The sequence below is a fragment of the Luteibacter yeojuensis genome, assembly GCF_000964085.1.
GTDB lineage: Bacteria > Pseudomonadota > Gammaproteobacteria > Xanthomonadales > Rhodanobacteraceae > Luteibacter > Luteibacter yeojuensis_A.
Genome location: NZ_JZRB01000011.1, coordinates 1 through 25,007 on the forward strand (window position 1 = coordinate 1; position 25,007 = coordinate 25,007).

Annotated in this window: 25 protein-coding genes and 3 tRNA genes; 16 read left to right on the top strand and 12 right to left on the bottom strand. The window is 67.0% G+C overall.

The window, feature by feature from the left end:
• Positions 1-46: 46 nt before the first annotated feature.
• Positions 47-2,791, bottom strand: coding sequence for an aconitate hydratase AcnA (gene acnA, locus VI08_RS05635; RefSeq protein WP_045828588.1), 2,745 nt, complete (start codon positions 2,789-2,791; stop codon positions 47-49).
• A gap of 206 nt (positions 2,792-2,997) precedes the next feature.
• Here acnA and VI08_RS05640 point away from each other — a divergent pair, with 206 nt between their 5' ends.
• Positions 2,998-3,924 carry a LysR family transcriptional regulator gene (locus tag VI08_RS05640; protein WP_084621296.1) on the top strand — a complete coding sequence of 309 codons (927 nt, stop codon included), beginning with the start codon at positions 2,998-3,000 and terminating at the stop codon, positions 3,922-3,924.
• A gap of 87 nt (positions 3,925-4,011) precedes the next feature.
• Here VI08_RS05640 and hflD read toward each other — a convergent pair whose 3' ends face one another.
• The 3 genes from hflD to VI08_RS05655 all read right to left on the bottom strand — a co-directional run bounded on the left by hflD (position 4,012) and on the right by VI08_RS05655 (position 6,282).
• A complete protein-coding gene (hflD, locus tag VI08_RS05645) occupies positions 4,012-4,638 on the bottom strand; it encodes a high frequency lysogenization protein HflD (protein ID WP_045828590.1) in 627 nt (208 codons plus the stop codon).
• Positions 4,639-4,702: 64 nt separating this feature from the next.
• A complete protein-coding gene (gene mnmA / locus VI08_RS05650; protein ID WP_045828591.1) occupies positions 4,703-5,797 on the bottom strand; it encodes a tRNA 2-thiouridine(34) synthase MnmA in 1,095 nt (364 codons plus the stop codon).
• Entirely contained in the window at positions 5,794-6,282 is a 489-nt protein-coding gene (locus VI08_RS05655) for an NUDIX hydrolase (protein WP_045828592.1), read from the bottom strand. Before VI08_RS05655 ends, mnmA begins: the two co-directional genes overlap by 4 nt.
• Before the next feature lie 123 nt (positions 6,283-6,405).
• Between VI08_RS05655 and clpS the strand changes: the two genes are divergently transcribed.
• The 3 genes from clpS (at position 6,406) to VI08_RS05670 (ending at position 9,760) form a co-directional block, all read left to right on the top strand.
• The gene (gene clpS, locus VI08_RS05660; RefSeq protein WP_045828593.1) at positions 6,406-6,738 is read left to right on the top strand and encodes an ATP-dependent Clp protease adapter ClpS; all 333 of its coding nucleotides are present in this window, start codon (positions 6,406-6,408) and stop codon (positions 6,736-6,738) included.
• Between the two features lie 78 nt (positions 6,739-6,816).
• Complete coding sequence (gene clpA / locus VI08_RS05665) at positions 6,817-9,084, top strand: ATP-dependent Clp protease ATP-binding subunit ClpA (protein WP_045828594.1); 2,268 nt, start codon at positions 6,817-6,819, stop codon at positions 9,082-9,084.
• A gap of 76 nt (positions 9,085-9,160) precedes the next feature.
• Positions 9,161-9,760, top strand: coding sequence for an ATP-dependent Clp protease proteolytic subunit (locus VI08_RS05670; RefSeq protein ID WP_045828595.1), 600 nt, complete (start codon positions 9,161-9,163; stop codon positions 9,758-9,760).
• A 71-nt stretch (positions 9,761-9,831) separates the two neighbouring features.
• Here VI08_RS05670 and infA read toward each other — a convergent pair whose 3' ends face one another.
• Together infA and VI08_RS05680 are read right to left on the bottom strand one after the other, a co-directional pair.
• The gene (infA, locus tag VI08_RS05675) at positions 9,832-10,050 is read right to left on the bottom strand and encodes a translation initiation factor IF-1 (RefSeq protein WP_019466733.1); all 219 of its coding nucleotides are present in this window, start codon (positions 10,048-10,050) and stop codon (positions 9,832-9,834) included.
• Positions 10,051-10,172: 122 nt separating this feature from the next.
• The gene (locus VI08_RS05680; RefSeq protein WP_045828596.1) at positions 10,173-10,448 is read right to left on the bottom strand and encodes a polyhydroxyalkanoic acid system family protein; all 276 of its coding nucleotides are present in this window, start codon (positions 10,446-10,448) and stop codon (positions 10,173-10,175) included.
• Between the two features lie 123 nt (positions 10,449-10,571).
• Between VI08_RS05680 and VI08_RS05685 the strand changes: the two genes are divergently transcribed.
• The 11 genes from VI08_RS05685 to VI08_RS05735 all read left to right on the top strand — a co-directional run bounded on the left by VI08_RS05685 (position 10,572) and on the right by VI08_RS05735 (position 20,065).
• A complete protein-coding gene (locus VI08_RS05685; RefSeq protein WP_045828597.1) occupies positions 10,572-11,342 on the top strand; it encodes an FHA domain-containing protein in 771 nt (256 codons plus the stop codon).
• Positions 11,343-11,403: 61 nt separating this feature from the next.
• Complete coding sequence (serC, locus tag VI08_RS05690; RefSeq protein WP_045828598.1) at positions 11,404-12,489, top strand: 3-phosphoserine/phosphohydroxythreonine transaminase; 1,086 nt, start codon at positions 11,404-11,406, stop codon at positions 12,487-12,489.
• Positions 12,490-12,568: 79 nt separating this feature from the next.
• Complete coding sequence (gene pheA / locus VI08_RS05695) at positions 12,569-13,672, top strand: prephenate dehydratase (protein ID WP_045828599.1); 1,104 nt, start codon at positions 12,569-12,571, stop codon at positions 13,670-13,672.
• Positions 13,669-14,781, top strand: coding sequence for a histidinol-phosphate transaminase (gene hisC / locus VI08_RS05700; protein ID WP_045828600.1), 1,113 nt, complete (start codon positions 13,669-13,671; stop codon positions 14,779-14,781). Before pheA ends, hisC begins: the two co-directional genes overlap by 4 nt.
• Positions 14,778-16,091, top strand: a complete 1,314-nt coding sequence (gene aroA, locus VI08_RS05705) for a 3-phosphoshikimate 1-carboxyvinyltransferase (protein ID WP_045828601.1) — start codon at positions 14,778-14,780, stop codon at positions 16,089-16,091. Before hisC ends, aroA begins: the two co-directional genes overlap by 4 nt.
• A gap of 32 nt (positions 16,092-16,123) precedes the next feature.
• The gene (kdsB, locus tag VI08_RS05710) at positions 16,124-16,915 is read left to right on the top strand and encodes a 3-deoxy-manno-octulosonate cytidylyltransferase (RefSeq protein WP_045828602.1); all 792 of its coding nucleotides are present in this window, start codon (positions 16,124-16,126) and stop codon (positions 16,913-16,915) included.
• Between the two features lie 315 nt (positions 16,916-17,230).
• Positions 17,231-19,054: an excinuclease ABC subunit UvrC gene (uvrC, locus tag VI08_RS05715; protein WP_045828603.1), complete on the top strand. Its 1,824-nt coding sequence runs from the start codon at positions 17,231-17,233 to the stop codon at positions 19,052-19,054.
• Positions 19,055-19,070: 16 nt separating this feature from the next.
• Positions 19,071-19,655 carry a CDP-diacylglycerol--glycerol-3-phosphate 3-phosphatidyltransferase gene (gene pgsA, locus VI08_RS05720; RefSeq protein ID WP_045828604.1) on the top strand — a complete coding sequence of 195 codons (585 nt, stop codon included), beginning with the start codon at positions 19,071-19,073 and terminating at the stop codon, positions 19,653-19,655.
• A gap of 46 nt (positions 19,656-19,701) precedes the next feature.
• A tRNA-Gly gene (locus VI08_RS05725) sits at positions 19,702-19,777 on the top strand.
• 77 nt (positions 19,778-19,854) lie between these two features.
• Positions 19,855-19,928, top strand: a tRNA-Cys gene (locus VI08_RS05730).
• Positions 19,929-19,978: 50 nt separating this feature from the next.
• Positions 19,979-20,065: transfer RNA gene (locus VI08_RS05735), tRNA-Leu, on the top strand.
• A gap of 272 nt (positions 20,066-20,337) precedes the next feature.
• On the opposite strand, the gene VI08_RS05740 is transcribed toward VI08_RS05735, so the two are convergent.
• The 6 genes from VI08_RS05740 to VI08_RS05765 all read right to left on the bottom strand — a co-directional run bounded on the left by VI08_RS05740 (position 20,338) and on the right by VI08_RS05765 (position 24,366).
• A complete protein-coding gene (locus VI08_RS05740; RefSeq protein WP_045828605.1) occupies positions 20,338-20,766 on the bottom strand; it encodes a hypothetical protein in 429 nt (142 codons plus the stop codon).
• A gap of 356 nt (positions 20,767-21,122) precedes the next feature.
• Positions 21,123-21,884, bottom strand: coding sequence for a DUF3800 domain-containing protein (locus VI08_RS05745; RefSeq protein WP_045828606.1), 762 nt, complete (start codon positions 21,882-21,884; stop codon positions 21,123-21,125).
• A 113-nt stretch (positions 21,885-21,997) separates the two neighbouring features.
• Positions 21,998-22,627, bottom strand: coding sequence for a phosphatase PAP2 family protein (locus VI08_RS05750; RefSeq protein ID WP_045828607.1), 630 nt, complete (start codon positions 22,625-22,627; stop codon positions 21,998-22,000).
• 84 nt (positions 22,628-22,711) lie between these two features.
• Positions 22,712-22,942: a hypothetical protein gene (locus tag VI08_RS05755; RefSeq protein ID WP_045828608.1), complete on the bottom strand. Its 231-nt coding sequence runs from the start codon at positions 22,940-22,942 to the stop codon at positions 22,712-22,714.
• Positions 22,943-22,994: 52 nt separating this feature from the next.
• Positions 22,995-23,999 carry an alpha/beta hydrolase gene (locus VI08_RS05760; RefSeq protein WP_084621289.1) on the bottom strand — a complete coding sequence of 335 codons (1,005 nt, stop codon included), beginning with the start codon at positions 23,997-23,999 and terminating at the stop codon, positions 22,995-22,997.
• A gap of 79 nt (positions 24,000-24,078) precedes the next feature.
• Positions 24,079-24,366: a hypothetical protein gene (locus VI08_RS05765; RefSeq protein ID WP_045828609.1), complete on the bottom strand. Its 288-nt coding sequence runs from the start codon at positions 24,364-24,366 to the stop codon at positions 24,079-24,081.
• Between the two features lie 227 nt (positions 24,367-24,593).
• Between VI08_RS05765 and VI08_RS05770 the strand changes: the two genes are divergently transcribed.
• Positions 24,594-24,896, top strand: a complete 303-nt coding sequence (locus tag VI08_RS05770) for a hypothetical protein (RefSeq protein WP_045828610.1) — start codon at positions 24,594-24,596, stop codon at positions 24,894-24,896.
• Positions 24,897-25,007: the final 111 nt, after the last annotated feature.

The following is a 25,007-nucleotide window of genomic DNA, read 5'->3' on the forward strand; positions in this document are numbered from 1 at the left end:
CCGCGAAGAACCAAAAAAAAGCCCCGGGTTACCCCGGGGCTTGTTCTTATGCGGCCTTCGCCAGCTGGCGAAGCACGTACTGCAGGATGCCGCCGTGGCGGAAGAACTCGCGTTCCTTCGGGGTGAGCAGCAGCACCTTGACGGTGAACTCCTTCACCGAGCCATCGGGGCGCGTGGCCTTCACCTGCGCGGTCTTCGACTCGCCGCCGTTGAGGCCGGTGATGTCGAACACTTCGTCGCCCTTCAGGCCGAGCGTCTGCGCGTTCTCGCCGTCCTGGAACTGGCAGGGCAGCACGCCCATGCCGACCAGGTTGGAGCGGTGGATGCGCTCGAAGCTCTCGGTGATGACGGCCTTGACGCCCAGCAGCAGGGTGCCCTTGGCGGCCCAGTCACGCGACGAACCGGTGCCGTACTCCTTGCCACCCAGCACGACCAGCGGGGTGCCGTCGGCCTTGTACTTCATGGCGGCGTCGTAGATCGCCATCTGCTCGCCGGTCGGGATGTACTTGGTGTAGCCACCCTCGACGCCATCGAGCATCAGGTTCTTGATACGGATGTTGGCGAACGTGCCGCGGACCATCACGTCGTCGTTGCCGCGACGCGAGCCGTAGGAGTTGAAGTCCTTCGGTTCGACGCCACGCGAGATGAGGAAGCGGCCCGCCGGGCTGTCCTTCTTGATCGAGCCGGCCGGCGAGATGTGGTCGGTGGTGATCGAGTCACCGAAGATGCCCATGGCGCGCGCACCGTGGATGTCTTCGATGGTGCCGGCCTCGGCGGCCATGCCGTCGAAGTAGGGCGGGTTCTTGATGTAGGTGGAATCATCCCACGCGTAGGTCTGGCCATCCGGCGAGGCGATCTGGTTCCAGCGGCTGTCGCCCTTGAACACGTCGGCGTAGCTGGCCTTGAACATCTCGGGGCTGATGGCGCCGGCGATGAGGTCGGAGATTTCCTGGTTGCTCGGCCAGATGTCCTTCAGGTACACCGGCTGGCCATCGCTGCCCGTGCCGATCGCATCCTTGGTCAGGTCGATGTTGAGCGTGCCGGCCAGGGCGTAGGCGACCACCAGCGGCGGCGAGGCCAGGTAGTTCATCTTCACCTCGGGGTGCACGCGGCCTTCGAAGTTGCGGTTGCCCGAGAGCACCGACGCCACGGCCAGGTCGCCTTCGGCGATGCCCTTGCTGATCTCGGCCGGCAGCGGGCCGGAGTTACCGATGCAGGTGGTGCAGCCGTAGCCGACCACGTAGAAGTTCACCTTCTCGAGTTCCTCGAGCAGGCCGGTCTTCTTCAGGTAATCGGTGACCACGAGCGAACCCGGGCCGAGCGAGGGCTTGACCCACGGCTTGGCGGTGAGGCCGCGCGCGGCGGCCTTCTTCGCCACCAGGCCGGCGGCGAGCATGACGGCCGGGTTCGAGGTGTTGGTGCACGAGGTGATGGCGGCGATGACCACCGAGCCATCGTTGATGCGGAAATCCTTGCCGTCCTTGTGGACGTGCACGCCCTCCTCGTTGATGCCGTTGGCTTCGTTGCCGATGGCGGTGCCGCCGCCTTCATTGCTGAAGCGCGAGGTGTCGCCGTTCTTGGTCTTGCGGTTGGCGGTGAGCGGGCCGACCACGTCGAGGAAGCTCTGCTGCACGCCTTCGAGCAGCACGCGATCCTGCGGGCGCTTGGGGCCGGCCAGCGACGGCTTGACGTCGGCCATGTCCAGCTCGAGCACCGTGGTGAACTCGGCTTCAGGCGTGTTCGCGTCGTGCCACAGGTTCTGGGCCTTCGCGTAGGTTTCCACCAGCTTGATCTGGCCCTCGTCGCGACCCGACAGGCGCATGTAGTTCAGCGCCTCCTGGTCGATCGGGAAGATGCCGCAGGTGGCGCCGTATTCCGGGGCCATGTTGGCGATGGTGGCGCGGTCGGCCAGGGGCAGGTTCTGCAGGCCCGGGCCGAAGAACTCGACGAACTTGCCGACGACGCCGAGCTTGCGCAGCATCTGGGTGACGGTGAGCACGAGGTCGGTGGCGGTGACGCCTTCGCCCAGCTTGCCCTTGAGGCGGAAACCGACGACCTGCGGGATGAGCATCGACGAGGGCTGGCCGAGCATGGCCGCTTCGGCTTCGATGCCGCCCACGCCCCAGCCCAGCACGCCGATGCCGTTGATCATCGTGGTGTGCGAGTCGGTGCCGAACACGGTATCGGGGTAGGCGAACGACTCGCCGTCCACGTCATTGGTGAAGACGACGCGGGCGAGGTTTTCCAGGTTCACCTGGTGGACGATGCCCGTGCGCGGCGGCACGACCTTGAAGTTGTTGAAGGCCTTCTGGCCCCAGCGCAGGAACGAGTAACGCTCCTGGTTGCGCTCGAACTCGATCTCGACGTTCTGCTCCAGCGCGTTGTCCGAACCGAACGCGTCGACCTGCACCGAGTGGTCGATGACCAGTTCGGCGGGCGCCAGCGGGTTGATCTTGTCGGGGTTGCCGCCGAGCTTCTTCACGGCGTCGCGCATGGCGGCGAGGTCGACCACGCACGGCACGCCGGTGAAGTCCTGCAGGACCACGCGGGCGGGCATGAACGAAATCTCGGTATCCGGCTCGGCCTTGGCGTCCCACTTGGCCACGGCTTCGATTTCCTTCGCCGTGACGTTCACGCCGTCTTCCTGGCGGAGCAGGTTCTCGAGCAGGATTTTCATCGAGAAGGGCAGGCGCTTCAGGTCGAACTGCTGGCCCAGCTTGGCCAGGCTGGCGATCTTGTGGCGCTTGCCGTTGACTTCGATATGGTCTGCGACTGAGAACGAGTCTTTCATGCTGTACTCCTGGCGTGGCTATCTTTAGCTGGGGAGGCCTGGCGGCCCCGGGCGGGGCGCGCCAAAGCGTCGATTATCGCGCAGTCCGTGGCTGGTATGCGACCGCCGTGAGACGTGGGGTCCGTTACAATGCGCGAAATTCGGCGGCAAAAGGATGAGGGCGGGGGCGGATGGGTGCAAACGCATTTGATGGCACGCAGCGTTCGATGATTTCGATGGCCCTGTCATCGGTCTCCCTGCGCGACCTGGCCCTGGTGCAGGCCGTGGCCCGCGAGGGCAGTTTCAACAGCGCCGCCCGCGCCATGTACATCAGCCCCTCGGGCCTCTCCCACCAGGTGCAGAAGGTGGAACAGGCGCTGGGCATGCCCCTGTTCGAGCGCGGCGGGCGCCGCATCGTGCCCACCACCGCGGGCCAGCGGCTGCTGGGCTACATCGAGGCCGTGCTGAACGCCGCCGAGCACCTGGAACACGCGGCCCGTGCCGGCGATATCGCCTTTGGCGGCGAGCTGCGCGTTGGCGTGCCGTCCACGCTCGGGCCCTATTTCCTGCCGCACGTGATCGAGCCGTTCCCGCAGCGGTTCCCCGGCGCGCGGCTCACCATTTCCGAAGGCAAGCCCCGCGGGCTGCTGCGCCGGCTCGGCGAGGGCGAGCTCGACGCCGTGCTGGCGCCGCCCAGCGCCACCATCACCGGGCTGGATTCCACGGCGCTGTTCTTCGAACCGTACGAGCTGATGCTGCACAAGGGCCACCCCCTGGCGGGGCAGGCCGAGGTGGCGCTCACCGAACTGGACGCCTCGGATGCCACGCTCATGGCCGAAAGCCACGGCAACGGGGTGTCCGATCTCGGCATGCCTGGGGCGGCGCGGCCCGAGCGCATCCAGGATCTTTCGATCGAAAGCCTGGCCACCCTGGTGGCCCTGCGCGGCGGCTACACCCTGGTGCCCGTCCTGGCGCACGAGCGGCTGCAGTCGATCCCGAACGTGGTGCTGGCCGGCGTGGCTGGCGCGCGGCCCGGCCGGCATATCGCCCTCTACTGGCGCAGCGCCTCGCCCTGGCGCGACGACCTGCTGGGTTTCGCCGCGCTGCTGAAGCAGCTGGCCGTGACCATCCCGGGCCTCGACGCCGCGACGTAACGCTTAATGTAGGAGCCCACCCCTGTGGGCGAAGGCTCCTCGCGAAAAGCTGTCGCCCACGGTGTGGGCTCCTACATGGGCGTGTTTTCAGAACCCGTTGTCGAGGGTGGAGCCGGTCAACAAGCCCCGCGCCAGCATCGCCGTCTGCTTGCCCTGGAACAGCATGTGCCACTGCCTGCCACCCAGCTGGTGCCACAGCACCGCGGAGCGGACGGCTGCCAGCAGGCTGGCGCGCACCCGGTCGACGTTGGCCTTCTGCTGCAGGTGGGTGGGGTTGCCCGTGACCATGACCCGCGGCTTGAGGGTCGAAAGGGTGTTGGCGTAGACCTCGGCCAGGCGCGCGGCCACGTTGGGGTGCGTGATGCCGAAATGCTCCACCTGCCGCTGCGTGGCCACGATGCCATCGTGCAGGCTGTCGAGCAGGGCGCGGTGGCGCGACAGCGAGCGCTCGAGGCGCAGCACCGTGACGCCCATGCGCATGACGGCCACGTCGCGCGTCTGTTCCTCGAACTGGTTCACCAGCGTGCGCAGGCCACGGCGCACGCCGGCCACGTTGCCGTACACGCCCGCCACCGTATCGGAATCGATGCGGAAGACGCTGGCGATGCTGGCTTCATACGCGGCCTCGTCGCAGCGGCCCTCGGTGGCCATCTGCTGGGCGAGGGCCGCGCCCTGGAATACGCCGGCCAGGGCCAGGACGCGCTCTTCATTCATGCGGAACAGCTCTTGTAGGAGCGCGCTTGCGCGCGATCGGGGGTGGTGCGATGGGTGGGGCGCGTCATGCGAGGCCGCCATACGCGGCATCGGTGGACGCGATGACGGCGCCGCCCAGGCAGGCCTCGCCGTCGTACAGCACCACCGACTGGCCGGGCGTGACGGCGCGCTGCGGGTCGTCGAAGGTGACGTGAAGGGTGTCGCCGCGGACGTCGACGCTGCAGGCCTGGTCGGCCTGGCGGTAGCGCGTCTTCGCGGTGCAGCGGAAGGATAGCCCCGGCGGCTCGCCCGCCACCCACGTGGCGTCGGTGGCGAACAGGCGGGTGGATTGCAGCCAGTGGTTCTCGCCGCCTTGCGCCACGATGAGGGTGTTGCCGGGCACGTCCTTGCCCACGACATACCAGGGTTCGTTGGGCGCATCGGCGCGGCCACCGATGCCCAGGCCGTTGCGCTGGCCCAGCGTGTAATACATGACGCCCTGGTGCTCGCCGACGGCGCGGCCAGCGGGGTCGACCATGGCGCCGGGCTTCGCGGGCAGGTACTGCGCCAGGAACGCGCGGAAATCGCGCTCGCCGATGAAGCAGATGCCGGTGGAATCCTTCTTCGCGGCCGTGGGCAGCCCCGCGTCGCGGGCCATCTCGCGGACTAGCGGTTTCTCGATCTCGCCCACCGGGAACAGCGTGGCCGAGAGCTGGCGCTGGCCCAGGGCGTGGAGGAAGTAGGTCTGGTCCTTCGCGGCGTCGACCGCGCGGAGCAGGCGGTAGCGGCCGGCCTGGAGGTCGACCCGCGCGTAGTGGCCCGTCGCGATCTTCTCCGCGCCGAGGGCCTGGGCATGCTCCAGGAAGGTCTTGAACTTGATCTCGCGGTTGCAGAGCACGTCGGGGTTGGGCGTGCGGCCGGCCGCGTACTCCGCCAGGAAATGCGCGAACACGCCGTCCCAGTACTCGCTGGCGAAGTTGCGGGCGTGGAAGGGGATGCCCAGCCGGCCGCAGACGGCAACGGCGTCGCGGCGGTCGTCGTCGGTGGTGCAGGGGCCGCTGCGGTCGTCCTCCTCCCAGTTCTGCATGAACATGCCCTCCACGTCGTGGCCGGCCTGTTGCAGCAGGATGGCGGCGACGGAGGAATCCACGCCGCCAGAGACGCCGAGAATCACCTTCACGGCCGCGCCCCCGGCAGGAGGCTGGCCACGGTATCGAGCGGCAGCCGGCGCCCGGCCAGCCAGGCATCGATGGTGTCGAGGATGAGGGGGCTGCGCAGGCGCGGCCCGAGGGCCGCGATCTCGTCGCGGCGGAGCCACAGCGCGCGGCGGATGCCGGTGTCGAGGGCCCGTGCCGGGTCGTGGGCCACCGCGCGGCCACTGAACGCGAAGCGCAGCACCTGCTCGCCGTGCTCGGGGCTTAGCCACTGCCAGGCGCCCAGGAAGGCCTCCAGCACCACGGTGTGGCCGGTTTCCTCCAAGGCCTCGCGCACGGTGGCGGCCTGCAGGGTCTCGCCCGGGTCGAGATGGCCGGCGGGCTGGTTGTAGGCGACCTCGCCAAACACCTCTTCTTCCACCATCAGGTAGCGGTCGCCGCGCGCGACGACGCACGCCACGGTCACACGCGGGCACCACACGTTTTCGGCCGGGGATGCGGTCTGGGTCATCTGACGAATGGGAGGGGTGGCTCTGGAAAAAGACATATTGTGCCATCACCTGTGGAAATCGACCCCGAAAGGGGGCGAAGTCCGGTGTATATAATCGAATCGCGTACCGAAGGTTCTCAATTAATGTCCCAGGAACACGAACACGATCAGGAAAGCGAACGCGGCACCGGCCTGGCCATTGAGACGTCTCGCCCCGAGACGGCCAAGCCGCCCCTGTTCCAGGTCGTCCTGCTGAACGACGACTTCACGCCCATGGATTTCGTGGTCGAGGTGCTGCGGAGCTTCTTCGGGATGGACCAGGAGCGGGCGGTGCAGGTCATGCTGCATGTCCACACCCGCGGCAAGGGCGTGTGCGGCGTGTTCACCCGCGAGGTGGCAGAAACGAAGGTGACCCAGGTCAACGAGTACTCACGGTCCCATCAACACCCGCTGTTGTGCACTATGGAAAAGATGTAGCAGATCCCCCATCTGGAGTTCATGCGGCACTCACAAGGGCTAAGAACCCGCCGCCCACAGCTATCGGAGACGGTCCGTATGTTCAGCAAGGATCTCGAAGTCACCATCGGGCACTGCTACAAGCAGGCCCGGGAGCAGCGCCACGAGTTCATGACCGTGGAGCACCTCCTGCTCGCCCTCACCGAAAACACCTCCGCCCTGGCCGCCCTGCGCGCCTGTGGCGTCGATCTCCCGCGTCTTGCGGCCGATCTGCAGCGCATCATCGCCGAAACCGTCCCGGTCCTCCCCGCTGGCGACGAGCGCGATACCCAGCCCACGCTGGGCTTCCAGCGCGTGCTCCAGCGCGCCGTGTACCACGTGCAATCGTCGGGCCGTAAGGAAGTCACCGGGGCCAACGTCCTGGTCGCCATCTTCGGCGAAAAGGACAGCCACGCCGTCTATTTCCTGCACCAGCAGGAAATCACGCGCCTCGACGTGGTGAATTACATCTCGCACGGCATCGCCAAGATCAGCGATGAATCCGCCGCGGCGCCCTCCAGCGCCGAGCGCGACGGCGAGGAAGGCGGCGAGGGCAAGGGCAACCCGCTCAGCGAGTACGCCAGCAACCTCAACGAACTGGCCATCCAGGGCAAGATCGACCCGCTCATCGGCCGCCAGGACGAGGTGGAGCGCACCATCCAGGTGCTCTGCCGCCGGCGCAAGAACAACCCGCTCTACGTCGGCGAGGCCGGCGTGGGCAAGACCGCGCTGGCCGAGGGCCTGGCCAAGCGCATCGTCGAAGGGCAGGTGCCCGAAGTGCTCGAGGACTGCACCATCTGGTCGCTCGACCTCGGCGCGCTGGTGGCCGGCACCAAGTACCGCGGCGATTTTGAGAAGCGCCTCAAGGCCGTCATCGGCCAGCTGAAGAAGCAGCCGAACGCCATTCTCTTCATCGACGAGATCCACACCATCATCGGCGCCGGCTCGGCGTCGGGTGGCACCATGGATGCCTCGAACCTCATCAAGCCCATGCTGGCCTCGGGCGAGCTGCGCTGCATCGGCTCCACCACGTTCCAGGAATTCCGCGGCATCTTCGAGAAGGACCGCGCCCTGGCCCGTCGCTTCCAGAAAATCGACGTGGTCGAGCCCACCGTGGCCGATTCCATCGAGATCCTGAAGGGCCTGAAGACCCGCTTCGAAGAGCACCACTCGGTGGAATACACCGGCGAAGCCCTGCGCGCGGCCGTCGACCTCTCGGTGAAACACATCCCCGACCGCCTGCTGCCCGACAAGGCCATCGACGTCATCGACGAGGCCGGCGCCCGCCAGCGCCTGCTGCCGGAGGAAGAGCGCACCGGCAAGATCGACGTGGCCGAGATCGAGTACATCGTGGCCAAGATGGCCCGCATCCCCGCCAAGCAGGTCTCGGCGTCGGATCGCGACGTGCTGCGCAACCTTGAGCGCAACCTCAAGATGGTCGTGTTCGGCCAAGATGCCGCCATCGAGGCGCTGTCGTCGTCGATCAAGATGGCGCGCTCGGGCCTGGGCGATCCGTCCAAGCCCATCGGCAGCTTCCTGCTCGCCGGCCCCACGGGCGTTGGCAAGACCGAGGTGACCCGCCAGCTCGCCATGCAGCTCGGCATCGAGATGGTTCGCTTCGACATGTCCGAGTACATGGAAGCCCATTCGGTGTCGCGCCTGGTCGGTGCGCCCCCGGGCTACGTGGGCTTCGACCAGGGTGGCCTGCTCACCGAGCAGATCACCAAGCACCCGCACTGCGTGCTGCTGCTGGACGAAATCGAGAAGGCACACCCGGATGTGTACAACATCCTGCTGCAGGTGATGGACCGCGGCGTGCTCACCGATACCAACGGCCGCGAGGCGAACTTCAAGAACGTCATCGTGATCATGACGACGAACGCCGGCGCCGCGCTGGCCTCGCGTCGCGGCATCGGCTTCGTCAAGCAGAATCATTCGCCGGATGCCATGGAGACCATCCGCCGCATGTTCACGCCCGAGTTCCGCAACCGCCTGGATGCCGTCATCCAGTTCAACCCGCTCGACTTCGACCACATCCTGCGCGTGGTGGACAAGTTCCTCATCGAACTCGAAACCCAGCTGGCCGAGAAGAAGGTCAGCGTCGATGTCACGCCGGAGGCCCGCCGCTGGCTGGCCGAGCACGGCTTCGACCCGCAGATGGGCGCACGCCCCATGGCCCGCGTCATCCAGGACAAGGTGAAGCGCGCCCTGGCCGACGAGCTGCTGTTCGGCAAGCTGGCCGAGGGTGGCAAGGTGACCCTCTCGGTCGATGGCGACGAGCTGCACGTGGAAACCGAGTCGGCGGAACCGGCCACGGCGGAAGCGTAAGATGCCTGCGTGACCCGAAGAGCCGCGGCGCCCGCCGCGGCTTTTCTTTGCAACCGATACCCCACGGAGATCCTGGATGTTCAACCACGAAACCCCCACCGCGTCGCCGGCCTCGCAGGGCCAGGACAGCAACTTCCTTGAGGAGAAGGCTTTCCGCGCGCGCACCGTGCTGCTGTTCGGCACGATCTCCCACAGCACGGCCGCCGAGACGGTGCGCCGCCTGCTGGCGCTCGATGCCGAATCCGCCGCGCCGATCAACATGATCGTGTCGTCGCCGGGTGGCCACCTCGAGTCGGGCGACGTCATCCACGACGTGCTCCGCTTCATCACCGCCCCCGTGAACATGGTCGGCACCGGCTGGGTCGGCAGTGCCGCCACTCACCTGTTCCTGGGCGTGCCGCGCGAGCGCCGCGTGTGCCTGCCGCAGACCCGCTTCCTCATCCACCAGCCCAGCGGCGGGGCAGGCGGCCAGGCCACCGACATCGCCATCCAGGCCAAGGAAATCATGAAGGCCCGCGAGCGCATCGCCGCCGTCATCGCCCGCGAGACCGGCCAGCCGATCGAGCGCGTGCGCACGGATATCGAGCGCGACCTGTGGATGTCGGCGGAAGAAGCCATCACCTATGGCCTCGTGTCGCGCATCATCGAGCGCCGCACGGAGCTGGCCCAGGCCTAAAACGTCCGGGCATGAAAAAAGCCGCGGCAGGCGCCGCGGCTTTTTTTGTACCTGCACGTGGCGCTGGGCGCTTACTTCATGCGGTAGGTGATGCGCCCCTTCGTGAGGTCGTAGGGGGTCATTTCGACCTTCACCTTGTCGCCCGTGAGGATGCGGATGTAATGCTTGCGCATGCGCCCCGAGATGTGGGCCGTGATGACGTGCCCGTTCTCGAGCTGCACGCGGAACATGGTGTTGGGCAGGGTCTCCTGGACCGTGCCTTCCATTTCGATGACGTCGTCTTTTGCCATGTGTTCCGGTCAGGTAAGGGGCCAGCGTGGCCACAATAGTCCCCTATTATGGCATGCCCCCCGCCCCAAGGCCACCCAGCCCCCCGCCCCCCTTGTGGGAGCGCGCTTGCGCGCGATGCCCCTCAAACAAAGTACTGATCAAGCTTCCCCCTGATCTCGTCCTCGATCTTCGCTTTGAACGCCGACAACATCAGCCCCAACTCCGCCGTGACATGCACCTCCGCGTCGGAAACAGCGATGCCACCCTTCACGCCGGTGCCCGAGAACGCGTAGGTATCACCCTGCCAGGCGCCCTTGGTGCCGAACTTCTCGGCCATGCGGGCCCCCACCTTGTCCACCACCGCCCTGGCTTCGGCGGCGCTCTTGCCGTGCGCGCGGCGGATGTCGATCTTGGCCATGAGGGTCTCCCGGGTTAAAAAGGCGAGTCTAGCAGCGGCCCCCGATGAACCGCGGCGAATTCTTTGCGTTCAATCAGATACCGCACTCTGCTAAAGTCGCGTCGTCATCCGTCCGGTCCCTCCATGCGCATCGAATTCGTCAGCTCGGCTCGCGGTGATTTCCACTGGTCACGGCCCGTGCTCACCATCGGCCGCGCGGAGGACAACGACCTCGTCGTTTCCGAAGTGCAGGTGGCCCCGCGCCACGTCACGATCCACCGCGACCGCCGCGGCATGGTGCTCGACGTGGCCGCCGGCGTCGGCCGCGTCTACGTCAACGCGCGGCCCGTCCGCGAGAAAGCGCTGCTGCGCCCAGGCGACAGCCTGTCGCTGGGCGATTGCCGCATGCTCATCCGCGACGACGACGACCTCGAAACCCGTGACCGCATCGACCCCACCGACGCCCGCTGCACGGCGGCGCTGCGCCCGGTGGCCGGCCCGCTCTCGGGCCGCCTGGTGGCCATCGGCGACCGCCTCGAACTCGGGGCCACCCACGGCGCCATGCCGCTGGAGCTGCCGGGCAACGACGCCGCGCTGCTCACGGTGGCGTGGCAAGACGACGAGCTGGTGCTCGATGCCTCGCGCGTGCCCACCCGGCACGCGGTTCGGGTGAATGGCGTGCGTACGGTCCGCGCCGTGCTGCAGCCAGGCGACCAGATCGGGCTGGCCACGCACCGCTTCATCGTCGAGGCCCCGGGCTGGTCGGCCGAGCCGGTGGTGGCGCTGCCCGAGCCCGAGCCCGAAACCCACGACGACGATGACGCGCCCGCGCCGCGCGGCGACGTGTGGTGGCTCATCCTCACCGCCGCGCTGCTCGCCGCCGGCATCGCCGTGGTGTTGTTCGCGCCGTTCTAGGCCCCCGTTTCGCCCGCAGGGGGCGGCATAATGCCCGCTCACCCATGCGATAGGACGACACGTGAGCAGAGCCTGGAATTTCAGCGCCGGACCCGCGGCGCTGCCGGAAGCGGTACTCGAACGCGCACAGGCCGAACTGCTCGAGTGGAACGGTTCCGGGGCCTCCGTCATGGAGCTGTCCCACCGCGGCAAGCCGTTCATGGCGCTCGCCGCCGCCGCCGAAGCGCGCCTGCGCCGCCTCTTGGGCGTACCGGCGAACTACAAGGTGCTGTTCCTGCAGGGCGGCGCCACGCAGCATTTCGCGCAGATCCCCATGAACCTCGCCGGCCCCGGCGACCACGCCGACTACATCGTCACGGGCCACTGGGGCGAGAAGGCCGTGCGCGAGGCGGCGCCCTATATCGACGCGCGCGTGGCCGCCACGTCGGAAGCCGCCCACTACCTCGCGCTGCCGCCGCGCGCGTCGTGGCAGCTCAGCCCCGGCGCGGCCTACGTGCACTACACGCCGAACGAGACCATCCACGGCGTGGAATTCCACGACGTGCCCGACGTGGGCGGCGTGCCGCTGGTAGCCGACATGTCGTCGAACATCCTGAGTGAACCCGTCGACGTATCGCGCTTCGGCCTCATCTATGCGGGCGCGCAGAAAAACATCGGCCCATCGGGCCTCGTGGTGATGGTGGTGCGCGACGACCTGCTCGAGCGCGCCGGCCGCCCCATGGCGAAGATCTTCCGCTACGCCGAGCACGCCGCGAACGATTCGATGCTCAACACACCCAACACGTGGGGCTGGTACCTCGCAGGCCTCACCTTCGAATGGCTGGAAGCGCAGGGCGGCCTCGCGGCCATGGGTGCGCGCAACGCGCTGAAGGCGAAGACGCTGTACGACGCGATCGATGGCTCGGGCGGTTTTTACCGCAGCCCCGTCGAGCTTGCGTCGCGCTCGCGCATGAACGTGCCATTCACCTTGCACGACAGCATGCTCGATGCAGCGTTCCTGCAGGAGTCCGAGGCCGCGGGCCTGCTCGCGCTCAAGGGCCACAAGGCCGTCGGCGGCATGCGCGCATCGTTGTACAACGCCGTCCCGCCCGAGGCCGTGGATGTGCTTGTGAAATTCATGCGGGACTTTGCAACGCGGCACGGTTAAAGTCGGGGATCACCGCAATGCAGCATGGGTTTGCGGTGATAACCGTTTCAATTGCAACCACTTAGCCGCCTGGACGTCCATGAGTAAGCCGAGCTCCACCGATAAACAAGCCACGCTGACCGAGGCGCGCCAGCGCATCGACAGCATCGACCAGCAACTGCAGTCGCTCATCAGCGAGCGCGCCCGTTGGGCACAGCAGGTCGGCCGGGCCAAGGGCCCGTTGAAGGCGGCGGTGGAGTATTACCGACCCGAGCGCGAGGCCCAGGTGTTGCGCGGCGTCATCGATCGTAACGACGGCCCCCTGCCCAACGCGGAGCTGGTGCGCCTGTTCCGCGAGATCATGTCGTCGTGCCTGTCACAGCAACAGCCGTTGAAGATCGGCTTCCTCGGCCCCGAGGGCACCTTCAGCGAGCAGGCCGTGCGCAAGCAGTTCGGCCACGCCGCCTACGGGCTGCCGCTGGGCAGCATCGAGGAGGTGTTCCAGGAAGTGGCCGCGGGCAACGCCGATTTCGGCGTGGTGCCGGTGGAGAACTCGGGGCAGGGCATGATCCAAATGACGCTCGACATGTTCCTCGTGTCGAAAGCCACCATCTGCGGCGAAGTGGAACTTCGCGTGCACCAGAACCTCATGTCGCTCAGCGGTGAGCTGAAGGACGTGAAACGCGTCTACTCGCATCCGCAATCGCTGCAGCAGTGCCAGGCGTGGCTGCGCGTGAACCTGCCGAACGCCGAGCGCATCCCGGTCTCCAGCAACGCCGAGGCCGCGCGCATGGCGCGCCTCGCGCCGGAATCCGCCGCCATCGCCGGCGACGCCGCCGCCCGCGTCTATGGCCTGAAGATCGTCGCCGGCCCCATCGAGGACCGCAGCGACAACACCACCCGCTTCCTCGTCATCGGCCGCAGCATCTTCCCGCGCTCGGGCAACGACCGCACCTCGCTGCTGGTATCCGTGCGCGACAAGCCCGGCGCGTTGTACGACGTGCTCAAGCCGCTCGCCGAGCACGGCATCAGCATGAACCGCATCGAGTCGCGCCCCGCGCACACGGGTAAGTGGCAGTACGCGTTCTTCATCGATATCTCCGGCCACGTCGACGACGAAGCGCTGCAGGCCGCGCTGGACGAAATGAAGCCGGCGGCCGCGGATGTCCGCGTGCTCGGTTCCTACCCCGTCGCGCTGCCATGACCGCCGCGTTCGATGCCGCCGCGCTCGCCAACCGGGCGACGTCGGCCCTGCGTGCCTACGATCCCGGCCACGATCTCCCCGCGCTGCGCATCCGCTTCGGCGCCGTGCTCTCCGAGCTGGGTTCCAACGAGAACCCCCTGGGCCCGAGCCCGCACGCCACGCGTGCGGCCACCCGCGTGCTGGAGGATATCTGGCGCTACCCCGATCCGGTCGGTGCGTCGCTGAAGCAGCGCCTCTCCGGTGAGCTCGGCATCGCCACGCGCAGCATCACGCTGGGCAACGGCTCGCACGAACTGCTGATGCTGCTCGCGCAGTGCTTCGCCGATGCGGAACACCCGGTGGTGCATTCGCAGTACGGTTTCGCGGTATTCCCGATCGCGGCGGCCGCCGCGGGCGCACCCGCCGTCGCCGTGCCGGCGTTGCCCGCCGACCACGCCACCGCGCCCTATGGGCACGACCTGGAGGCCATCGCCGCCGCGATCACGCCCGCCACGCGCCTGGTCTACCTCGCCAACCCGAACAACCCGACCGGCACGTGGTTCACCGATGCCGAACTCGAGCAGTTCCTCGCGAAGGTGCCGGCCGAGACGCTGGTGGTGGTCGACGAGGCTTACCACGAGTACGTCGACGCGGCCGGCCTCAGCACCGCGCTGCACCTGCTGGGGCGTTTCCCCAACCTCATCGTGACGCGCACGTTCTCGAAGGCCTACGGCCTCGCGGGCCTGCGCATCGGCTACATGCTCAGCCACCCCACGGTGGCGGCCGTGGCCGAGCGGCTGCGCGAGTCGTTCAACGTCAACGGCGTGGCGCTGGCCGCCGCCGAGGCGGCACTGGGCGACCACGAGCACCGTGCACGCGTCCGCGACACCAACCGCCGCGACCGCGCGTGGCTGGCCGACGAGCTCACCGCCCGCGGCCTGCGCGTGCTGCCGTCGCAAACCAACTTCCTGCTCGTCGACCTGGGCCAGGATGCCGCCGCGTTCGAGGCCTACCTCTTCGAACAGGGCGTCATCGTCCGGCCCATGGGCGGCTACGGCCTGCCGCACACCGTGCGCGTCAGCGTCGGCAGCCGTGGCGAACTGAAACGTTTCCTGGAGAACCTGCCATGACCCGCCTGGATTGGGTAAGCCGCGCGGGAGGTCCCGTGCGCGGCGACATCGCCGTGCCTGGCGACAAATCCGTGTCGCACCGCGCGCTGATGTTCGGCGCCATCGCCGAAGGCACCACGCACATCCGCGGCTTCCTCGAAGGCGAGGACACCCGCGCCACCGCCGCCATCCTCGGCAAGCTCGGCGTCCGCTTCGACACGCCCGCACCGGGCGAGCGCGTGGTGCACGGCGTGGGCCTGCACGGCCTGCGCGGTACCACGGAGCCCCTCGATTGTGGCAACGCCGGCACCGGCATGCGCCTGCTTGCCGGCTTGCTGGCGGGGCAGGGCTTCGATGCCACGCTGGTGGGCGATGCGTCGCTGTCGGGCCGGCCCATGCGCCGCGTCACCGACCCGCTCGGCCAGATGGGCGCCCAGATCGACACCCACGACGGCAAGCCGCCGCTGCGCATCCATGGCGGCCGCCCGCTCAAGGGCATCACGTACCACTCCCCGGTGGCCAGCGCGCAGATCAAGTCCGCGCTGCTGCTGGCGGGGTTGTACGCCGAGGGCACGACGGAAGTGATCGAGCCGCACCCGACGCGCGACTACACCGAGAGCATGCTGAAGGCCTTTGGCTGGCCCATCGAGTATTCGCCAGGCAAGGCGAAAGTGCAGGGCGGCCACGCGCTGCGCGCCGTCGACGTGGACGTGCCGGCGGATTTCTCGTCAGCCGCGTTCTTCATCGTCGCCGCGTGCGTCGTGCCGGGTTCCGCGCTGCGCCTGAAGGGCGTGGGCCTCAACCCGCGCCGCACCGGCCTGCTGGCCGCGCTGGAGCTGATGGGCGCCGATATCGCGGTGGAAAACGAACGCCATAGCGGCGGCGAAGCCATCGCCGACCTCGTGGTACGCCACCGCCCGCTGCACGGCGTGGCGCTGCCGCTCGACATCGTCCCCGACATGATCGACGAGTTCCCCGCGCTGTTCGTGGCCGCGGCATGCGCCGAGGGCATGACGACCATCCGCGGCGCCGCCGAGCTGCGGGTGAAGGAATCCGACCGCATCGCCACCATGGCCAACGGCCTGAAGGCCTGCGGCGTGATGATCGACGAGCTGCCCGATGGCGCGATGATCCGTGGCGGCCCCATCGGCGGCGGCAGCGTCGACAGCCACGGCGATCACCGCATCGCGATGAGCTTCGCCATCGCCGGGCTGGTGGCCACGGCGCCGATCACGATCGGCGATTGCGCGAACGTGGCCACGTCGTTTCCGGGGTTTGTTGAGCTTGCGAATGGGGTGGGTTTCAATTTGGGGCCTGCTCTTCCCCCATAATGTGCCCCCGACCCGGCCCCGGACCGCACAGCATGGCCCCCAAGACTCCCCCCTACGTCGTCGTCGTCCCCGCCCGATACGCCTCCACGCGCCTGCCGGGCAAGCCGCTGCTACCGATCGGGGGCGTGTCGATGATCCGCCGCGTGGCCATGCGCGCCGCCAGCGCCGGCGCGGCGCAGGTGGTGGTGGCGACCGATGACGCCCGCGTCGCCGCGGAAATGCACGGCTGCCAGGGCGATATCCTTGTCTGCATGACGAGCCCCGACCACGCGTCGGGCACCGATCGTATCGCGGAGGTGGCCAGCCACTACGGCTGGCCCGAGGCCACCGTGGTCGTGAACCTGCAGGGCGACGAACCGTTCGCCCCGGCGGCGGGCATCCGTGCCGTGGTCGATACCCTGGCGGGCGACGACGCCCCCATGGCCACCCTGGCCACGCCCATCGCTGACGCCGAGGAATTCTTCAACCCGAACGTGGTGAAGGTGGTGCGCGGCGGCAACGGCCGGGCCCTGTATTTCACCCGTGCCCCGGCGCCGTGGGCGCGTGACGCGCTGGCAAAGGATCGCCACGTGCTGCCGCCGGGCGTGCCGTTCCTGCGCCACATCGGCATTTACGCGTACCGCGCCGGCTTCCTGCGCCGGCTGGCCGCGCTGCCGCGCACGCCGCTGGAGCAGGCCGAGTCGCTGGAACAGCTGCGCGCGCTGGAGCATGGCCACGCCATCTCGGTGAACCTCACCCCCGAGCCGTTCCCGGCGGGCATCGATACCCCGGACGACCTGGCCCGCGCCGAGCGCTGGCTGCAGGGGCAGGGCGGCGCTGTGTAGCCTCTCCCGGCGTGCCTGTGGGAGCCAGCATGCCAGGCATGCCTGTGGGAGCCAGCTTGCTGGCGATGCTTGTCCCTGCCTTGGCATGAGGCCATGCTTGTAGGGTTTATCTGACACGCGCCGTCGAGCGGCGCCGACACGTTTTGCCGGGCTTCGCCGGGCGCGCCCGCAGGCCCGGATCCGTAACCTATCCCTGTCGCCGGTAGCACCAAGGACGGAAGGCGACGAACCCCCAAGGAAGGTCGGCGCCGGCATGTCCCCATCATGCCGGCGCTTTTTCATTCACGGTTGGCGTTCAGCGGCTAAAATGCCGGCATGGAGCCATCTGAGTCGCACCCGTTCGACGGCAAGGCCTTCGTCCGCCACCTCACCACGTCCGCCGGCGTCTACCGCTACTTCGACGCGGACGACGAGCTGCTGTACGTCGGCAAGGCCGCGAACCTCAAGAAGCGCGTCGGCAACTATTTCCTCAAGCCCCCCATGGATCCGCGCATCGCCTCCATGGTGTCGCAGATCGCCCGCGCCGAGGTCACGCTCACCCGCACCGCGGGCGAGGCGCTGCTGCTCGAGTCGCAGCTCATCAAGTCGCTCAAGCCGCGCTACAACATCGTCCTGCGCGACGACAAGAGCTACCCCTACATTTATCTGTCCGGCGGCGAGGACTACCCGCGGCTCGCGTTCCACCGCGGTGCTAAGAGCGGGGCGGGGCGTTACTTCGGGCCGTACCCCAGCACGTTCGCTGTGCGCGAGAGCCTTGGGCTCATGCAGAAGCTGTTCAAGGTGCGCCAGTGCGAGGACAGCTATTTCAGGAACCGCTCGCGGCCCTGCCTGCAGCACCAGATCGGCCGGTGCAGTGCGCCGTGTGTCCAGCTCATCAGCGTCGACGATTACAAGAACGACGTGCGCCACGCCGAGATGTTCCTCGAGGGCCGTAGCAGCGCCGTGATCGACGAACTGGCCAAGGCCATGGAGCAGGCCAGCGCCTCGCTCCATTTCGAGCGCGCGGCCAGCCTGCGCGACCAGGTCGCCGCCCTGCGCAAGCTGCAGGCCCAGCACTTCGTCCAGGGCGCCAGCGCCGACATGGATGTCATCGCCTGCTGCATGGACGGCGGCATGGCCTGCGTCAGCGTGCTGTTCTTCCGCAACGGCGTGAGCCTGGGCTCGCGCGATTTCTTCCCGCGCCTGGGCACCGATGCCGCAGTGGGTGATGTGCTCTCGCAGTTCATCGCGCAGTACTACCTCGAGCGCCAGGTGCCGCGCGAGCTGGTGCTGAGCGACCCGGTGGAGGACATGGAGGTGCTCGCCGACGTGCTGTCCCAGCACGCGGGTTACACGGTGCAGCTGAAGCCCAGCGTCCGTGGCGACCGGGCCCGGTTCCTCGAGATGGCACAGCGCAACGCCAGCGCGGCGCTGACCTCGCGCCTCGCCAGCCGGCATACCCTGCTAGCCCGCTTCGACGACCTGCAGAAGGTGCTGGCGCTGGACGAACCGCCGCGTCGCCTTGAGTGCTTCGACATCAGCCACACCCGCGGCGAGGCCACGGTGGCCTCCTGCGTCGTCTTTGGCCCGGAGGGCCCGGAGAAGTCGCACTACCGCCGCTTCAACATCACCGGCATCACCCCGGGCGACGACTACGCGGCCATGCACCAGGCGCTGACCCGTCGTTTCAGGAAGGTGGTGGAGGGCGGGGCGCGCCCTGACATCCTCCTCATCGACGGTGGCACCGGCCAGGTGGCCCAGGCCATGGACGTGCTGCGCGAGCTGGGCGTCGAGGGCATCCGCGTGGTGGGCGTGGCGAAGGGCCCCGGGCGCCGTGCGGGCGAAGAGACCCTCGTGCTGGCCGATAGCGGCGAGACCCTGCACCCCGGCACCTCATCTCCCGCGTTGCACCTCGTGGCGGCCGTGCGTGACGAAGCGCATCGTTTCGCCATCAGCGGCCACCGGCGCAAGCGCGAAGCCGCCCGCGAGCGCAGTACGCTCGAGGACGTGGCCGGCGTGGGCGCACGGCGCCGCGCGGCCTTGCTCAAGGCCTTCGGTGGCCTGGCCGGTGTCGAGGCCGCAGGCGTCGAGGAACTCATGAGCGTCAAGGGTATTGATCGCGGGCTCGCCGAACGCATCTATGCCATGCTGCACCCCTGATTGAACGGCTGAATCCATGCGCATCAACCTGCCCACCTGGCTCACCCTTTTCCGCGTGCTGTTACTGCCGGTGATGGTGGTCGTCTTCTACCTGCCGTTCCGCGGCGCCAACCTCGCCGCCGCCGTGGTGTTCGTGCTCGCCGCGTTCACCGACTGGCTCGATGGCTACCTGGCCCGCCGCCTGGACATGACCTCGGCTTTCGGCGCCTTCCTCGACCCGGTGGCCGACAAGCTCATGGTGGCCATCACCCTGTTCCTGCTGGTGCAGTCCGCGCCCGAGGGCTGGCCGGGCATCCTGCTGGCCATCACGGCGGCGGTCATCGTGGGGCGCGAGATCAGCGTCTCGGCGCTGCGTGAGTGGATGGCCGAGATAGGCGAGCGCTCAAAGGTGAAAGTGGCCTTCCTGGGCAAGCTGAAAACCATGATGCAAATGGTGGCCCTGGTGGTGCTCCTGCTCCAGCACGATGCCGAAACCCTGCGCCTGTACCACATCGGCGAGGCCCTGCTAGTTATCGCGGGCATCCTCACCATCTGGTCGGGCCTGGACTACCTCCGCGCCGCATGGCCCGCGCTGCGGGGCGATCCGCGCGACGTGAAATAATTAGTTGACACCATCGCCCGTTTCCATAAAATGACGGGACTACGACGCGGGAATAGCTCAGTTGGTAGAGCACGACCTTGCCAAGGTCGGGGTCGCGAGTTCGAGTCTCGTTTCCCGCTCCAGGATTTCGCAAAGCCTCGGGTAACCGAGGTTTTGTTTTTTAAGCGCCATGCGGCTAATCTCCGCGTGCGCAAGCGATGGCCGGGTGGCAGAGTGGTCATGCAGCGGACTGCAAATCCGCGTACGCCGGTTCGATTCCGACCTCGGCCTCCATCGCATTCCCAAGGCGCATCCGCTCACGCGGTGCGCCTTTTTTCTTTCCTGCCCGGATGGCGAAACCGGTAGACGCAAGGGACTTAAAATCCCTCATCCGAAAGGGTATGTGGGTTCGAGTCCCACTCCGGGCACCAATTCATTCAACGGGTAACGCGAGCAATTCGTGGCGTACCATTCTTACCCTTGAAAATCACCGTAAAAATCACTGCTTTTCGGTCGTCTTCACGAACGGCAGGTCGAAGTCGTAGACGTCCAGCATCTAAGGCGGCGCGCGTCGGCGACCAGGTCTTCGACGATCGCCGTATCGAGCAGGGGCGAGCAACGCAATGTGTCATCCCTTGACCAGCGGCTATCACGGAGCGCGAGCGGTGTGAAACGAGCGCCGGTGTGGCCGGCGCTCCTGGAATCACGGGAAGGTCGGGTTCCCCTGATTGTCGTAGCCGCTGCCGGGATACACCGGCCACCCCATCCCGGGCAGCATGTCGGGCCCCTGCACGCCTTCGCAGTAGCCTTCTAGCTGCGAGCACATCGTGGGCAGGTTCACGCCAGGCGGGAATGTGGCTTGAACGACGACTGTTCCCGGATAGAGACGTGAGGCGCCGCTCGGCTTGCCGTCTGGGCAGGACCACTGGAGCATGACGTGGTACGGCTGGTGCACATCGCCCATGTGGGCAATGTCGCTTGTGCAGTAGGTGACCTGCTGGCCCACCACGACACCGCTGGAATTAAAGTAGATCGCCGAGGAGGCGTTACGTACCGCGGCGCTCGCATCGGCCGCGGCGACCGTTGCGATCAATGCAATGGAAGATGCAGCGAGAAACTTGTTCAGGAACATGGAAACCTCGCGTTAGACCGACATCATGCCGGCAACGCATCCTCGGCTTAGCGACCGCCCATGTATGTAGGCGAATCGCCCGACCTATGTAGGGTTTCACCTACAACCTGTCATGGACATCTTCGAAGGTATTCAGCGAGCCGCGCGTGCTTCAGACCGACATCACACACGCCCGCGAAGCGGCCCGATGCCGCCCGATCGTAGGCGCGGAACCTGAAACTATTGACTTGAATGTCTTCAGATACAGCTCACATTGACACATCGCCTTTGGTGCGCAATCCTCCATATGGGTCTGAAAGCCAGCCAGTCTGGTCGGTAGGACCCACCCGGGACGCCTCTTAGGCGTCCCTTTTTATTTAGAGACGCACCAAGCCTTGCACGTCGCCACCGTCGGCGGCCGGGTCGAGGATGGGTGCCAGGCGCTTGAAGTATGCCTTTCCGCCGGTTTTCCTCATGTAGGCGTTGGGCGTCTCCTGTTGGAGCAGGAAGTAGGCCGCTACATCTGCCGCCTGGATCATCATTGAGTGCCTGCTATCGCGGAAGACGGGATCTTCGATGATGTGGTGCGTGGGCCTGTTCTCCGACGCGCCTCCATGCGTGCATGGAACGTGATTCACGTGCCTCATTCGGCGCACTAGCGAAACGAGGCGACCCGATTGATCCCCGTCGACAATGACCATGCCGCGCTCGTGTCGCGGCATGGCGCCAGAGAAACGTGCATTGGACAGCGTGCTGTCGAATCGTTGCAACAGGGCCTCCCATGCTTTCCGGTGCGGGTCGTAATGCATGGGCTTGTCCGATTTGTCGACGACAACGCCGGTGATCGAAATGCCCGGCAGCGCTGCGATGGTGTCCAAGAAATGACGCAGGATTGCGAGCCTGTCATTTCTTGGAATTCGGACGAGATCGCCAGGCTTGTTGATTAGCGGCGATGCGTGGATTTCCTCTCGGATCTTGAGGCCGAACCTATCCCTCATGTGGTATCTGTACGCGAGAATCCCGCTCATGGTTTCTCGCCAGCGAGCCTCGTGCAGCATCAGTCCAGTCAACGCAAAGACTGACGTCGGCGAATTGACAAGGCCAGGGTCTCCGCTTTCATCCACGTACATCATGTACATCGTCGCTCGTTCCAGATCGCCCAAAGGGCGAGGCAGTCAACAAAGCGACATCGTGTTCTTTCAGCGAACGGCGGTATGCAGGCGAACGCCTCTGGTTTTCGTAGGGGAAATCCCTACTTGAACCGATGGATAAACCCCACCCGGAACCCACCCGGCAACCACCCAAGGATGATCGGCGAATCGCTGCGCCGCGCGCTCCACAAGCCGATCGTCGTGCCAACGGCGGCGCCCACGAGCACATCGCTTTGCCAGTGCCCGCGCACCTTCATGCGCGCCACCGCGTCGTAGGCGGGCAGCAAGGCTAGTGCGTAGACCATCGGGTGTTCATCGGCATAGGTGGCGATGAATGGCGTGACGGCGGCGGACATAAGGGCGACTTCGCCGCTGGGGAAACTATCCGCATGGCCACTCTTGAACCATCGGTTGGGGTTGTCGGTGTCCCTGGGCCGCTCGCGGCGGAATGCATGCTTCATCACCGTCGTGGTCAGCGACGTGGCGACCATGGCGTCGACGGTGCGCCACATCGTGTCACCCAGCGGGTCGTCGCCACCGAGCGCCAGTGCACTGGTGCCCACCGTGAGTATCGTGCCGTAGAGCAGGACGTTCTGGTGCGAGCGTTTCCATATGCCGCTGTTGTCGTAATGCAGGCGGTGGTCGATACCGAACGGGCCGTTGCCTGCGAAGGCGCAGGACGGGGCGACGGCGAGCAGCAGGAGGGCGAGGCAAGTGCGGGCGCGGTGCATGGCGATTCCCTCCCGGTGAGGCAGGCACGGACGCTACGACCGGCTTAGTAAACCGCGATTGCCTTAGTGCAGGCTGAGGGCAGGTCAGCGCCCGCGGGCGCGCACCACCTGGCGGACCCGGCCGCGCTGCAGACGGCCCATGCCCTGGCGAGCCAGGGCGATGCCGGCGAAGGCGCCGACCGCGAAACCGAGCGGGTAGATGCGCAGGTGCATCAGGTCGCCGACGACCATGCCGTAGATGGAAAATCCGCAGAAGAAGCCGATCAGCGTGGCGAACCGCATGTCGAGGCGGGTGGCACCGTGAACAATGTCCATATTGTGTCCCCATCAAAGTGATGAAGGGTTATCGGCTGGCCTGCCGCCCGCTTTAGCGGGTGGGCACGCCCCTGGAAAGGATCCCGAGGCGGAGCATCCAACCTTCCGCGAGCCCCGTCCAGTGCGAAATCGGCTTATCCGTCGGGCGTACCCCGAAGGCGTGGCCGCCCTCGGGATAAAGGTGCATTTCCACGGGTACGCTGGCCTGCTGCAGGGCGAGGTAGTAGGTGAGCGATTCGCGCACATCGTCCGTGGCGTCGTCACCCGCCTGGGCGATGAAGGTGGGCGGCGCCTTGGGGTCGATCGCCACCTCTTTCGTCAGTGCTATGCCACCAGGCTCCCCGTCCCAAAGGTGCCCGGGGTAGAGCGCCATGGCGAAGTCCGGGCGGCTGGGCAAGCGGTCGGCGGCGTCCACCGGCGTGTAGGCGCGTGCCGGGTGGTTGCTGATGTCGGCCACCATGCGGCCGCCCGCGGAGAAGCCCACCACGCCCACCCTGGCCGGGTTGAACCGGAACTGGGCGGCGCGTTCGCGCAACAGGCCCATGGCCCTTTGGGCGTCCTGCAGCGCCATCGGCGCTGGCGGGTCGCGGCGGCAGTGGCACTCGTCGTTCCAGTAAGGGCCGGAGCCCGGCACGCGGTACTTCAGCACGGCGCAGGTGATGCCTTTCGCCGTCGCCCAGTCGCAGATCTCCGTACCTTCCAGGTCGATGGCCAGTACGCGGTAGCCGCCACCCGGGAAGACGAGCAGGGCCGCGCCGCTGTTCACGCCCTTGGCGGGGTAGATCGCCATCGTGGGCCGGGAGACATGCTGCACCATCTGGATGGGCTTGCCAGCGATGGTGCCCTTGCTGAAACCGAACACTTCGGGGCCCGGGTAGGCCGGTGGCGTGATGGCCATGCCCGTCGGCCATAAAGGCACCTCGATGCCTGGGGCGCCGGGTTGCCATGGTCGCCGCTGGAGGCCATCCAGTGGTTCGCTTCCGGTGGTGGCGAGCGCGGCGGCGGGCAGGAGCAGGGCGGCGAGGCCGAACCAGCGGGCGAGTGTCATGGCATGCATCCTTTCCGGGGCGTGGCAAGAAAGCATGCACGGCGGCTCTGGCGTTTCCCTGACACCGGGCGGGCACCCGGCGTGAACGTCATAGGGGATCCGGCACGGCGTCGTCGTGCCGCACCAGGCGCACGGGTAGCAGCGGCATGTCGTTGTAGGGCAAGTCCATCCACCCACGTTTCAGCTCGAGGGCGTGCTCGGCGCCCCGGGCGAACAGCGAGGGCACGTCGCCGCCCTGGATCATGCGGATCAGCTTGCGGCCGGTGACGATGTTGCCCAGCGCACCCGCCTGGGTGTGGGGGCAGGGGTAGCCGGCGAATTCGAGGGTGGAGAGGATAAGGGCGAGATTCTGGCGACGGTGGATCTGGCGGATCATGGAGCCTGCTGCGTGGAGCGCGATACGTTACGGGTGACGCGGTTATACCGAAGGCCGCGCGGCAGGTAACGGTCCGGGTGTATGAAAGTTCGGCAGATATTTGAACCCGGCTTTTCGCCGTGCCGGGTGCGTAGAAAACGCAGGGTTGCATGTCGACTTCACGAGCCGTGGGCGCGGTGGTGATGGTGCCCGTCGCAAGGTGGGCACACCGCTAAAGGAGACCCACCATGCGCCTGTTCACCCTCGCCATCACGGCCAGCCTGGCACTCAGCGCCATGGCGGCACCCCAGGAAACACCGGTCGAAACGAAGACCCAGACGGCCAATTCCGCGCCGCAGAAGGTCGACGAGACCGCACGCTCGCGCCAGCAGGAACAGAAGCAACACTGGAACGACGCGATGAATACGACCGGCTCGAAAGACCCACGCCAGAAAGACGAGTACGGCACGCCCGTGCCACCGCAAACGAAGGGGCAGGGTACGAATTCAAGCACGGACGCACAGCGTGCGGCGGACCCGAAAAAACATTGATGAAGCGCTTGCCGGGGCAGCGTGTCGCCAGCGTGTCGCGCAGGGCAGGGTTCTGAACGGCCGCGGCCGTTGACTGTGGCGCGAGCTTGCCACGCCACCGGCTTGGCGAAT